The sequence below is a fragment of the Gluconacetobacter asukensis genome, assembly GCF_014174375.1.
Classification (GTDB): domain Bacteria; phylum Pseudomonadota; class Alphaproteobacteria; order Acetobacterales; family Acetobacteraceae; genus Gluconacetobacter; species Gluconacetobacter asukensis.
This window is the reverse complement of the sequence record NZ_JABEQE010000001.1, coordinates 520479-532083: the sequence shown is the minus strand read 5'-3', so window position 1 is coordinate 532083 and position 11605 is coordinate 520479. Positions and strand designations below refer to the sequence as shown.

Annotated in this window: 11 protein-coding genes; 6 read left to right on the top strand and 5 right to left on the bottom strand. The window is 68.2% G+C overall.

Annotation, left to right across the window (positions count from 1 at the left end):
• Positions 1-54 precede the first annotated feature (54 nt).
• On the bottom strand, positions 55-789 hold the full coding sequence (locus tag HLH35_RS02360) for an SDR family NAD(P)-dependent oxidoreductase (RefSeq protein WP_182977575.1): 735 nt from the start codon (positions 787-789) through the stop codon (positions 55-57).
• A gap of 275 nt (positions 790-1064) precedes the next feature.
• On the opposite strand from HLH35_RS02360, the gene HLH35_RS02355 reads away from it, so the two are divergent.
• Complete coding sequence (locus HLH35_RS02355) at positions 1065-1961, top strand: LysR family transcriptional regulator (RefSeq protein WP_182977574.1); 897 nt, start codon at positions 1065-1067, stop codon at positions 1959-1961.
• A 115-nt stretch (positions 1962-2076) separates the two neighbouring features.
• Here HLH35_RS02355 and HLH35_RS02350 read toward each other — a convergent pair whose 3' ends face one another.
• Together HLH35_RS02350 and HLH35_RS02345 are read right to left on the bottom strand one after the other, a co-directional pair.
• Complete coding sequence (locus tag HLH35_RS02350; protein WP_182977573.1) at positions 2077-3543, bottom strand: ATP-binding protein; 1467 nt, start codon at positions 3541-3543, stop codon at positions 2077-2079.
• Positions 3544-3556: 13 nt separating this feature from the next.
• Positions 3557-4279, bottom strand: a complete 723-nt coding sequence (locus HLH35_RS02345; RefSeq protein WP_182977572.1) for a response regulator — start codon at positions 4277-4279, stop codon at positions 3557-3559.
• Positions 4280-4429: 150 nt separating this feature from the next.
• On the opposite strand from HLH35_RS02345, the gene HLH35_RS02340 reads away from it, so the two are divergent.
• Together HLH35_RS02340 and HLH35_RS02335 are read left to right on the top strand one after the other, a co-directional pair.
• Complete coding sequence (locus tag HLH35_RS02340) at positions 4430-5218, top strand: PRC-barrel domain-containing protein (RefSeq protein WP_182977571.1); 789 nt, start codon at positions 4430-4432, stop codon at positions 5216-5218.
• Positions 5219-5255: 37 nt separating this feature from the next.
• Positions 5256-6533 carry an MFS transporter gene (locus HLH35_RS02335; protein WP_338029269.1) on the top strand — a complete coding sequence of 426 codons (1278 nt, stop codon included), beginning with the start codon at positions 5256-5258 and terminating at the stop codon, positions 6531-6533.
• A 235-nt stretch (positions 6534-6768) separates the two neighbouring features.
• Here the strand turns inward: HLH35_RS02335 and HLH35_RS02330 are convergent, their stop codons facing one another.
• Positions 6769-7797 (bottom strand): cysteine synthase A, encoded by a 1029-nt coding sequence (locus HLH35_RS02330; RefSeq protein WP_182977569.1) that lies wholly within the window; start codon positions 7795-7797, stop codon positions 6769-6771.
• Between the two features lie 114 nt (positions 7798-7911).
• Between HLH35_RS02330 and HLH35_RS02325 the strand changes: the two genes are divergently transcribed.
• Complete coding sequence (locus tag HLH35_RS02325) at positions 7912-8319, top strand: rhodanese-like domain-containing protein (RefSeq protein ID WP_182977568.1); 408 nt, start codon at positions 7912-7914, stop codon at positions 8317-8319.
• Between the two features lie 172 nt (positions 8320-8491).
• On the opposite strand, the gene HLH35_RS02320 is transcribed toward HLH35_RS02325, so the two are convergent.
• Complete coding sequence (locus HLH35_RS02320) at positions 8492-9910, bottom strand: MFS transporter (RefSeq protein ID WP_246384767.1); 1419 nt, start codon at positions 9908-9910, stop codon at positions 8492-8494.
• Between HLH35_RS02320 and HLH35_RS02315 the strand changes: the two genes are divergently transcribed.
• Together HLH35_RS02315 and HLH35_RS02310 are read left to right on the top strand one after the other, a co-directional pair.
• Positions 9909-10583, top strand: a complete 675-nt coding sequence (locus HLH35_RS02315; RefSeq protein ID WP_338029268.1) for an RNA polymerase sigma factor — start codon at positions 9909-9911, stop codon at positions 10581-10583. The genes HLH35_RS02320 and HLH35_RS02315 overlap by 2 nt on opposite strands.
• Complete coding sequence (locus HLH35_RS02310) at positions 10552-11502, top strand: DUF4880 domain-containing protein (protein WP_182977566.1); 951 nt, start codon at positions 10552-10554, stop codon at positions 11500-11502. The genes HLH35_RS02315 and HLH35_RS02310 overlap by 32 nt, the downstream gene beginning before the upstream one ends.
• Positions 11503-11605: the final 103 nt, after the last annotated feature.

The window sequence follows — 11605 nt, the reverse complement described above, 5'->3', positions numbered from 1 at the left end:
CCATGGACATGCTGGTTCCCGCCGGTCGGCCGCTTCCCGCGATCCGGCACGATTTCAGATGGCCGAGAAGCCGCCGTCGACAGACAGTTCCACCCCATTCACGAAGCTGGACTCGTCTGAGGCGAGAAACAGCGCGGCCGCCGCGATTTCCTCGGGACGACCCATCGTTCCCCGCGGGATCAGGGATTCGAACATCCGCTTCGCTTCCTCGGTGAGGACCTGGTCCTGCATCGGTGTGGCGATCGGCCCCGGGTGCAGCACGTTCACCCGGATATTCCGGCCCTTCAGTTCGTTGAGCCACCCGCGTGCGAATGCGTGCAGCGTCGCCTTGCTCGCCGCATACACGCTGTAACCAGGGAAACCTTTGAGCGAAGCAACCGACCCGGTCATGAAGATCGATCCGCCATCGTTGAACAGCGGCAACGCCTTCTGAACCGTGAACAGCGTGCCGCGCGCATTCAGGTTGAAGGTCGTGTCGAAATGCTGCTCGGTAATCTCGCCCAGCGGGGCGGCTTCGCCCGTGCCGGCGCTTGCGTACAGGACGTCGATCCTGCCCTTTTCCCGCTTGACCGTATCGAACAGGCGGTCGAGGTCGTCCAGATTGGCCGCGTCGCCGCGTACGCCGGTCACGTTCCGGCCGATCAGCTTGACGGCCTCGTCCAGAGCCTCCTGTCTTCGGCCGGTGATGAACACATAGGCGCCTTCTTCAACGAACCGCCTGGCGCTCGCCAGCGCCATGCCGCTCGATCCACCCGTGATGACTGCAACCTTACCGTCGAGCTTTCCCATGATCTTTCCCTTCAGGCTCCGTTTTCGATCGTTCGGGGAGATCCCCGAGACCTTCGACATAGGTCTGGCGGCGTCAGGCGTTGAGTGTGAAAGCGCGCACATCGGTGGTGCGAAATCGAACCGGCTGAACGATTGACGGCCTTCGGACGATCAGTCATCGCCGTTTGAAAGCCGGAGAAAATTCGTCGCCATACGCTATGATGACGGCGCGTCATGGCGCACGATGCGGCGGATATGGGCTTTGGAAGGCGCACCGTGCGGTGCCGGAGTGCACCATGATCGATTGGGACGATGTTCGCTACTTCCTTGCCGTCGCGCGCGGCGGCTCGGTGCGGGCTGCCGCCGGGCATCTGGGGGTAAACCATTCAACCGTGCTGCGGCGGATCGCTCAGCTTGAAGAGCAGCTCGGGACGCACATGTTCGAAAAGCTGCCTGCGGGCTATCGCCTGACGGCAGCGGGCGAGGAGATCCTTGAGTTCGCGAACCAGATGGAAGCGTCGTCGCGCCAGCTGGAGACGCGCGTTTTCGGTCGCGACCAGAGCGTGCGCGGGCTTTTGCGCGTGACGCTGCCGCCGTTCCTCGCGACACATCTGCTTATGCCGGATCTTGCTGATTTTGCCCGCATGCATCCGGACATCGAGATGGAGATCCTGCCGAGCGGCGCGGTCGCGAATCTGACGAACCGGGAAGCCGACGTCGCGATCCGTATCGTGCTGGACCGGGAAACACTGCCGCCCAATCTTCACGGCCTGCCAGGCCCCGAATTGTCCAGCGGCATCTATATGTCGCGCGATCGCCTGACCGCGTGGCGTGCCGGTGTGGCCGATCCTGTCCGCTGGATCGTCATAAACAATAATGGACTTCCGGGCTGGGCCCGCGGAGGAGAGGTTCACACGACAGGGGTTCCGTTCAGGACCCCGGACGCTGAGGCGCAGATCGTCGCAACGCGGCAAGGGATCGGGATGACGAAACTGCCGTGCTTCGTCGGCGATGCCGACCCCCTGCTGGCGAGGGTGCCGGGCACCGACCTGCACAGGCATGGAACGCTCTGGTTTCTCACGCAGGGAGAGACACGCAAGACGAAGCGCGTGCGGCTCTTCACCGCGTTCGTATCCCGCAGGCTCGCCGCGTACGCGCCGCTTCTCGCGGGCCTGTCCATATCGCGCGACTGACACGGATGAATGATCCGATAGGGGTCACCAGGGAAAGGACGGGTTCTCTATCTTTTCCAACAGACCTGACATTCCACTTTCCCGCCAAAGCCATCAGCGCGCATTTCCAGGCGCGTTAGCAGACCAGGGTGACGGTGGCGCGTAGCCCGTGGGGCGTGCGGTTGCCCAGGCGGATGTCGCCGCCGAGGCCCCAGATGATGTTGCGGGCGATGGCCAGGCCGAGGCCGGTGCCGCCGGTTTCGCGGTTGCGGCTGATTTCGGCGCGAACGAAGGGTTCGAACATCCGGTTGAGGTCCTCGGGGGGGAGGCCGGGACCGTTATCCTCGATCAGGACCGTGACCAGCCTTTCGCCCTCGTTTTCCGGCAGCGGCGTTTCCAGCGTGACCTGGGCGCCGCCGCCATAGAGGATGGCGTTCTGGATCAGGTTGTTCAGCGCGCGTTTCAGCGCCACCGGGCGGGCCTCGATCGTCACCGCCGGCGGGGGGGCGGCGAAGCCGATCGCGTCGGCCTGGTCGGGGTGGGTTTCCGCGGCTTCGTCCAGGATGGTCTGGAGCAGGGCGGTCAGGTCCAGCCGGCCCATGGGTTCGCGGCGCGAGGTGTCGCGCCCGAAGGCCAGGGTGGCGGAGACCATGGCCTCAAGCTCGTCCAGGTCGGCCAGGAACTTGCCGCGCAGTTCGTCGTCCTCGACGAATTCGGCCCGCAGCTTCAGGCGGGTGATGGGGGTGCGCAGATCGTGGCCGATGGCCGTCAGCATCAGGGTGCGGTCGGTCAGGAAGCGCCTGATGCGGTTGGCCATGGTGTTGAAGGCCTGCGCCGCGCGGGCGATTTCCAGCGGGCCGTCCTCGGACATCGGCGGGGCGTTGACGTCGCGGCCCAGGGCCTCGGCCGCTGCCGCCAGGGTGCCGACGGGCGCGACCAGCCGCCGCACGCCCCAGACGATCAGCACGCCGCCGGCCACCGTCATCAGCGCGAAGGCGGTGGGGAAGGTGGGGGAGCGGAACGGATTGGGCGCCGGCAGGGTGTAGCGGATCGTCAGCCACCGTGTCTCGTCGGGCAGCAGGAACGCCACCGCCCGCCGGGGCGAGCCGTGCGGCATGCTGAACAGGATCTGGCGCGGCCGCAGGTGGGGCGGCAGCGGCGGCTGGCCCTGGGGCGAGCGGGCGAAGGGCGGCCGGTCGAAGGGCTCATGCCCGAAGGGGGGCTGGCCCATATGCATATGGGCCATCGGGTCGTCGGCCGTCTGTTCGACCATGTCGGGGTCGGGGCCGGGGGTGAGGGCGATGTGGAAGGTCGCGGGCGGGTGCAGGGCCTCGAGTTCGGCCTCGCGGTCCTGCGGCTGGGTCTCGACGATCGAGCGATAGATCATGCCGACATGATTCTGGCTTTCCTGCTGGATCATGCGGCGGTCGAAATCGATGCGGTCCAGCGCGTGGACGGTCAGCCCGATGGCCTCGATGATCCCGAGGCCGACGATCAGCAGCAGGCTGGTACGGGCGGCCAGCGAGCGGGGCCAGAACCAGCGGAGCACGCGGCGGGGCAGGCGGGGCGTGCGGGTGGCCGGGCCCGAATCGGCGGCGTTCATTCAGCGTCGGTCTTCAGCTTCGTTCGACATCGGATGCCAGCACGTAGCCGCCGCCGCGGACGGTCTTGATGAGCTGGGCGTTGCGGCCGTTATCTTCCAGCTTGCGGCGCAGGCGGCTGATGGCGACGTCGATCGCGCGGTCGAAGGGGCCGGCCTGGCGGCCGCGCAGCAGGTCGAACAGCATGTCGCGGGTCAGCACCCGGTTGGCGCGGTCGAGCAATGCCGTCAGCAGGTCGTATTCGCCGCCCGTCAGCGCCACCTCGGTGCCGTCGGGGTTGAGCAGCCGCCGCCGCGTGGCGTCCAGCGTCCAGCCCGAGAAATGCAGGCACTGGGACGGGCCGCCGGCGCCGCGCAGGGTGGCGGCCTCGCTGGTCCGGCGCAGGATGGCGCGGATTCGCGCCAGCAGTTCGCGCGGGTTGAAGGGTTTGGGCAGGTAATCGTCGGCGCCCATTTCCAGGCCGATGATGCGGTCGGTCTCCTCGCCCATCGCCGTCAGCATGATGATGGGCACATTGGCCTGCTCGCGCAGCCAGCGGGCGAGTTCCAGACCGGTTTCGCCGGGCAGCATCAGGTCCAGCACCACGATCTGGTAATGGCCGGCCTGCCACGCCTTGCGGGTCTCGCGCCCGTCGCGCGCCGTGGTGACGCGGAACATGTTGCGTTCGAGGAAACGGGCGAGAAGATCGCGGATTTCGCGGTCGTCGTCGACGACCAGAATATGAGGCAGGGGCTCCATGCCTTCATTCTACCGCGCTTTTTCGTGCCGTGCAGCCGGTGTTTCATTCGGTTGCAATCGGGGCCCGGAAGGGGCGGGGCCGGAAAAAAAACGCGATGGACCCGCTGGAAGCCTGTGACAGGAGCGCCCGGTTCATGCACAGGATTGGGAATGGAACATTCCACCCTGTCCCCGGTCGCGCGTACGCCCGGCCGTTTCGTACGCCCGGCGGTCCTGTTCGGTGCGCTGTCGGCCCTTCTTGTCCTGTCGGCCGGTGCCGTTCGCGCGGCCGACCCGGTGGTGCCTGGCCCGGATGGCGGGCCGGGAGTGCCTTTTCTCGGCAATCCCGCGCGGGACATGCCGACGGGCGACCTGCCGGAGCTGACGGCGCCGCCGCCGGTCGTGCTGGCCGCGCCGCCGCCGGCGCAGACCGGGCATGGCCATGCCGCGCCGGCCACCGCCGCGCACCGGCTGGGCAGCCTGATCGACCGCGACGTGGTGGCGCCCGATGGCAGCCATGTGGGGCAGGTGATCGACGTGCTGCTGGACCAGGAGGGGCGTCCGGCGGCCGTGGTGGTGGATGTCGGCGGTTTTCTGGGGGTGGGCAACCGGCGCATCGCCATTGCGTGGGATGCGTTCGTGATGGGCGGGCTGACGGAGAAGAGCCCGGTCAAGCTGCGCATCGACGGGGCGGGGGTCCGTTCGGCCCCGGCCTATGACCCGACCTCGATGGATGTGACGGTGGTTCAGGCCCCGCCGCCCGCGCCCGTGGTGCCGGCGCCGCCGGCGGCGGCACCCGTGGCCCCGGTGGTGGCCCCCGCCGAGGCCGAGCCTGGGCCGCTATCGGTCGAACCCCAGCCCGCGCCGCCGCCGCTGGTGCCCCCCGCGCCGGGTGGCGGGGGAGACGGGCCGCCCGCGGGGCATGCCGCTGCCGGCCGGTCGGGGTTCATGGCGCGATGAGGCGGCGCGACAAGGGACAGCGCGGGGACGGCCCTGCGTGAAACTGCCCAGGAACAGCCAGCGCGGGCTGGATTTGCTCAATTTCTTCGTCGGAAATCTGCAGGCTTCTTTCGGCTCGTTCATCGCGGTGTATCTGACCGGCGCCCACTGGACGCAGGGCCAGATCGGCTACGTCCTGAGCATCGGGTCGGTCACCGCCATGGTCAGCCAGGTTCCGGCCGGGATGCTGGTCGACCGGCTGCGCGACAAGCATCGCGTGGCGGCGCTGTCGATTCTCGCCGTGATCTTTTCGTGCCTGCTGCTGGCCATCTTCCCGCAGCAGATGCCCGTCGCCCTGGCGGAGGTTCTGCACGGGCTGGCGAGCTGCACGCTGACGCCGGCGATCGGTGCCATCACCCTGGCGGTGGTGGCGGCGCAGGTGCTGCGCCTGCCCGATGACGGCAAGGGGCTGCTGGGCGAGCGATTCGGCCGCAATGCCAGTTTTGCGTCCATCGGCAATGCCATCGGCTCGGGGCTGATGGGGGCGGTGGGCTATTGGGTGTCGCCCCAGGCCACGTTCTTCCTCGGTGCCGCGCTGGCGATGCCGGGGCTGATGGCGCTGATGATGATCGAGCCGGTCGAAGCCCCGGCCTCGATCAACACCGCTGCCGTGGCCGAGGGCGAGCGGCCGCCCCGCACCAAGGGGGCGATGTGGGAATTGCTGCGCGACCGGCGGCTGTTCGCCTTTGCGATCTGCGTTGCCTTCTTCCACCTGTCGGCGGCGGGTATCCTGTCGCTGGCGGCGGGGCAGGTGACGAAGGATGCGGGCAATATTGCCGAGATCGTGATCGCGGCCTGCATCCTGCTGCCGCAGTTGGTCGGCGCGGCGCTGTCGCCGGTCATCGGGCGGCTGGCGGAAACGATCGGGCGGCGGCCGGTGATGCTGGTGACCTTTGCCGCCCTGCCATTGCGGGCCGCCCTGCTGGCGACGACGACCAACCCCTATCTGATCGTCGCGATCCAGCTGCTGGACGGGATCAGCTCGTCATCGTTCGGGGTGATGATGCCGCTGGTGGCCGCCGACCTGACGCGCATCAGCGGCCGGTTCAACATGTGCATGGGCATTCTGGGGCTGGCCATGGGGGCGGGGGCCAGCTTCTCGACCACGCTGGCCGGCACGGTGGCCGACCGCTCGGCCTCGCTGGCTTTCCTGATCCTGGCGGGGGCGGGGCTGGTCTGCGTGATTCTGGTGGCACTGCTGATGGGCGATACGTCGCGCCCGGATGCGGTGCCGGCCGTGGCCGAAGGGAAGGATGCGGCCGAGCCGGTGCCGTAGTGAAAGGCTGCCTGTGGATTGGCGGGTACCCCGCGCCGGCGTGCCGGTCGCGGGGTTTTTTATGGCGGGCTTGGAGGCTGTCTGAAAAGTCGGCCTGCCGAGCGAGAGCGGCCCGCAGGGCCGTGCCCGGTGTGTGTTTCCGAGCATCGGAGCGGAGCGGCCTTGATGGCCGCCCGCCGCGAAGCACAGGAGACGCGCGTCGGATCGCCGTCAGCGCGCATTTTCGCTCAGGCTGTCAGGTGAGCCAGGCGGGGACGGGCAGGTTCTTCTCGCGCAGGAAAGGCGGGTTGAAGAGCTTGGACTGGTAGCGGCTGCCGCCGTCGCACAGGATGGTGACGATGGTGTGGCCGGGGCCCATCTTGCGCGCGACGCGGATGGCGGCCGCCACGTTGATGCCCGACGAGCCGCCGATCGACAGGCCTTCCTGGATCAGCAGCTCGTAGATCAGCTCCAGCGCCTCGGGGTCGGGGATGCGTTCGGCGTCGTCGATGGCGATGCCTTCCAGGTTGCCGGTGACGCGCGACTGGCCGATGCCCTCGGTGATCGAACTGCCGCTGACGCTGAGGTCGCCGGATTTGACCCAGCCGTACAGGGCCGAGCCTTCCGGGTCGGCCAGCACGATCCGGGGGCGGGCGCGGCCTTCGGCGCGGGCGGAATCCTCCAGGCCCAGGGCGATGCCGGCCAGCGTGCCGCCGGTGCCGCAGGAGCAGGTGAAGGCGTCGATCCTGCCTTCCGTCTGGGTCCAGATCTCGGGGCCGGTGGTGGCGCGGTGGCCCTCGCGGTTGGCGAGATTGTCGAACTGGTTGGCCCAGACCGCGCCCGTTTCCTCGGCCAGGCGGCGGGAGACGTGGACGTAATTGCCCGGATCGCGGAACGGCTTGGCCGGCACCAGGCGCAGGTCGGCGCCGATCATGCGCAGGAAGTCGATCTTCTCCTGGCTCTGGGTCTCCGGCATCACGATCACCGAGCGGTAGCCGCGCGCGTTGGCGACCAGCGTGAGGCCGATTCCGGTATTGCCCGCCGTGCCCTCGACCACCGTGCCGCCCGGCTTGAGCACGCCGCGCCGCTCGGCGTCGTCGATGATCGCCAGCGCCGCGCGGTCCTTGACCGAGCCGCCGGGATTCATGAATTCCGCCTTGCCCAGGATCTCGCACCCTGTCAGCTCCGACGCGCGGCGCAGGCGGATCAGCGGCGTGTGGCCGATCGCGGCAGTCATGTCGGTGGACGAGGTTGTCCAGCCGATGGGATTTGCACTTTGGCCCATAACGCAGCACCTTCTCCGCAACGTGCGTGGCGGCTGGGTGCCGCCGGAATGCGCCCGGCCGGGGCCGGGCGCCCGTTCAGGCGCACAATGTGCATTCTTGCGATGGGACACAAGATGATCGAGGACGTAGCCCCCACCGAAACCTGGGACGCGCTGGGCAATCGCCCGCAGGCGCAGCTGGTCGATGTCCGCACCGATGCGGAATGGATGTTCGTGGGCCTGCCCGACCTGGCGTCGGTGGGCAAGCAGGTGATCCCTGTCTCGTGGCAGGCGATGACCGGCCAGCCGAATCCGCGCTTCCTGGAGCAGCTCCAGGCGGCGGGGCTGACGCCGGAGCATGAGATCCATTTCATCTGCCGTTCCGGCGCGCGCAGCCACTCCGCCGCCATGGCGGCGCGGATGGCGGGGTTCACGCATGTGTTCAACGTGGCGAACGGATTCGAGGGGCCGCTGGATGCGGAGGGGCATCGTGGTGCCAAGGCCGGCTGGAAAGCCGACGGCCTGCCCTGGCGCCAGAATTAGCGCCGTAAACAAAATGAGTGCCGTAAACGCGCGCTGGTGGCGATCCGACGCGCGTTCGCTGTGCTCCGGTGCTCGCGGACACACGCCGGCCGTGCCGCTTACGCGGCACTCTCGCTCACCAGCCCACGTTTCCGGCACTCATTTTTTGGACTGACTTCTGATTATCTGGGGTTCAGGAGGCCTGGCGTAAGGCGGCGCCGGCGGTTCGGTCCAGGCGCAGGTAGCCGGGGATCGACAGGATCAGGGGGATGGCGGCGACCAGGAAGGCCCAGTGGAAGTCGGTCTGGGTGAAGGCGTCGGTCGCGGGGTGTTCGCCGCGCAGGGTGGCGATCAGGCGCAGGGTGAGGGCGGCGAAGGCGACGGCCATGCCGATGCACATCTGCTGGTTGACGCTGAGGAGCGTGCTGGCGGCACCCTTTTCCTGGCCGCCGATATCGGCGAAGCCCAGCGTGGCCAGCAGCGTGTACTGCATCGAGCGCGTGATGCCGCAGCCCAGCAGCACCAGCAGCAGGATGGTGACCGGAGTGGCGGGCACCATGGTGCCCGCCAGCAGCACGAACAGCGCCCCTAGTGCCGCGTTGACGGCCGCCGTGGTGCGGAAGCCGAAATGCTGGAGGATGCGGGTGGTGAACATCTTCATGCCCAGATTGCCCAGCGCGAAGGCCAGCATCAGCGACCCGGCATGGAAGGCGGTGAGGCCGAAGCCGATCTGGAGCAGCAGCGGCACCAGATAGGGGATGGCGTCGATCGTCAGGCGCGAGAGCGTGCCGGCCGACATGGTGACGCTGAAGGTGGGGTGGCGCATCAGCCCGAAATCGAGCAGCGGGTGGGCGCTGGCCGCCGCGTGGCGCAGGGTGGCGATGGCCAGCAGCAGGCCGCCGCCGAACAGCAGGGCGGCCAGGGTGAGGCTGGCCCGGGTGTTGCTGGCCAGCTCCGTGCCCAGCAGGATGGATGTCAGCGCCAGGCCGCCCAGCACGAAGCCGCCCCAGTCCAGCGGGCGGCGCTCGCCGAACTGTTGCGGCACCACGGCGAAGATGACGCCCAGCACCGCCAGGCCCAGCGGCAGGTTGATGAAGAAGATCCAGCGCCAGCTTGTGAAGGTCACGATCATGCCGCCGATCGTCGGCCCCACCACCGGGGCCACCACCGCCGGCCAGGTGATGGTCGAGACCGCCTGGATCATGCGGCTGGTCTCGGTATTGCGCATGACGATGAAGCGCCCGACCGGCACCATCATCGCGCCGCCAAGCCCCTGGAGCACCCGGGCGGCGATGAACATGTTCACGCTGCCGGCGAAGCCGCACAGGATCGAGGCGGCGGTGAAGATGGACACGGCGGTGGCGAAGATGGTGCGCGAGCCGAAACGGTCGGCCATCCAGCCGCTGATGGGGATGAAGACCGCCAGTGTCAGCATGTAGGCCGTCATGCCCAGGCTGAGTTCGTTGGGGCCGACATGGAAGCTGCGCGCCATCGCCGGCAAGGCCGTGGCGATGATGGTGGAGTCGAGATACTCCATGAAGAAGGTGGCGGCGACGATATAGGGCAGGATCGGCATGGCCCGACCATAACGCGCCACGGGGGCGACTTCCATGCCGCAGCGTGCGGCGGGGCGGCCGTGGATGTCACGAGTTTATCACATTTCCTGCCGGGGCCGCATGCTATCGACGCGCCGTCCTTGTGCGACTGGATGTGGTCCATTGCTTCCCGAAGAGCGAAATCATTGGCTGGCGACCCACGTTCTTCCGCATGAGGGGGATGTGCGGAGCTGGCTTCGGCGTTTTTCGGGGATCGAGAGCGACGATATCATCCAGCAGGCCTGGGTGGAGCTTGCCGAGGCCGACCACACATCCATCAGATTTCCGCGTGCATGGTTTTTTGCTGTGGCGCGCAATCTGGTTCTTCAACACTATCGCAAGGCACGGATCGTCTCGTTCGATTCCCTGACCGATTTTTCGGGCGCGGAGATTCCCGACCAGGGGCAGGCGGTCGAACGGTCGGTGACCGCGCGGCAGGAACTGCGTTTTCTCGACCAGGTCGCGCGCGAGCTGCCCGACCGGTGCCGGGACGTGTTCGTGTTGCGCCGCTTTTATGGATATTCACAACGCGAATGTGCGCTTCACCTGAATGTTTCGGAGAATGTGGTCGAAAAGCAGCTTGCCAGGGCGCTCAGGATCATCGGCACGGCCTATGCCGGCCGGGATCTTCCGGCGCAGGGCGGCGGGCATGGGCCCGGTGACCTGCGGAAGGGAAAATCCAACCCCTGAGAGCATCGCCGCGGACTGGGTGGCGCGGATGGACCGCGCCGCGCTGACCGCCGGAGAGCAGGGGGAGCTGGACTGCTGGCTGGGCGCCGATATCCGCCATCGTGGCGCGATGATCCGCGCGCAGGTGGTGTGGCAGGCGACGGAACGCGCGGCGGCGCTGAGGCCGGGTGCGGGGGCCGGTGCGCCCCAGGCCGTTCGCCCTCCGGAATCGTTCGCTGCGCCGCACCCCTTGCCGGCGCGGAGTCTGTCGCGCCGGGCGATGGTGGCTGCGGCGGCGGGTGTGGCGCTTGGTGCATGGCCGGCGCCGTCGCGGGAAATGGGGCGCTTCTACAGCGTGCGGGATGCGGCGCCGCGCTCGGTCGAGATTGCGGGCGGGACGGTGCGGCTCGACTGCTTTTCCGGCCTGCTGGTGGGTGGCGCGGCTGCGCGGCTGCTGGATGGGCGGTGTGTGCTGTCGAGCCGGCGGGAGGCGCGGCTGGATGCCGGGAGCCTGACATTTCGTTCGGTCGGGCGGGTGCAGGTCTCGATTGCGGGGGACCGGACGACCGGGTTGCTGCTTTCGGGCAGTGCCGTGGCGATCCGGCAGGGGACCGGGGAGCGGTTTACGCTGCGGGCCGGGGATTGCCTGACCATGGGGGCGGGATCGGCGCCCCGGCTGCGCGGCCTGACGGCGGACGAGCTGGCACGGGCCACCAACTGGGAACGTGGCGTGGTGGAATTGCAGGGCGAAACGCTTGGCGATGCCGCTACGATCTTCAACCGCTACAACGCCAAGAAGCTGATGGTGCATGGCCAGGCGGGCGGGCGTGTGCTGATGGGCTCGTTCGCGCTCGACGATCCCGACACGTTCGCGCGGGTGGCGCGGGGTGTGCTGCATGTCGATTATGTGGCGTCGGCACGGCGGCTCGACATCTACTGAGAACCTGCCTGGAAATACGCTCTGGCAGCGATCCGACGCGCGTTTCCTGTGCTTCGGTGCTCACGGCCGTCAAGGCCGCTCCGCTCCGATGCTCGGAAACACA

Coding starts and splice junctions, on each gene's coding strand:
- HLH35_RS02360 (WP_182977575.1), bottom strand. CDS start 789: ATGGGAAAGCTCGACGGTAAGGTTGCAGTCATCACGGGTGGATCGAGC.
- HLH35_RS02355 (WP_182977574.1), top strand. CDS start 1,065: ATGATCGATTGGGACGATGTTCGCTACTTCCTTGCCGTCGCGCGCGGC.
- HLH35_RS02350 (WP_182977573.1), bottom strand. CDS start 3,543: ATGAACGCCGCCGATTCGGGCCCGGCCACCCGCACGCCCCGCCTGCCC.
- HLH35_RS02345 (WP_182977572.1), bottom strand. CDS start 4,279: ATGGAGCCCCTGCCTCATATTCTGGTCGTCGACGACGACCGCGAAATC.
- HLH35_RS02340 (WP_182977571.1), top strand. CDS start 4,430: ATGGAACATTCCACCCTGTCCCCGGTCGCGCGTACGCCCGGCCGTTTC.
- HLH35_RS02330 (WP_182977569.1), bottom strand. CDS start 7,797: ATGGGCCAAAGTGCAAATCCCATCGGCTGGACAACCTCGTCCACCGAC.
- HLH35_RS02325 (WP_182977568.1), top strand. CDS start 7,912: ATGATCGAGGACGTAGCCCCCACCGAAACCTGGGACGCGCTGGGCAAT.
- HLH35_RS02315 (WP_338029268.1), top strand. CDS start 9,909: ATGCCGCAGCGTGCGGCGGGGCGGCCGTGGATGTCACGAGTTTATCAC.
- HLH35_RS02320 (WP_246384767.1), bottom strand. CDS start 9,910: ATGGAAGTCGCCCCCGTGGCGCGTTATGGTCGGGCCATGCCGATCCTG.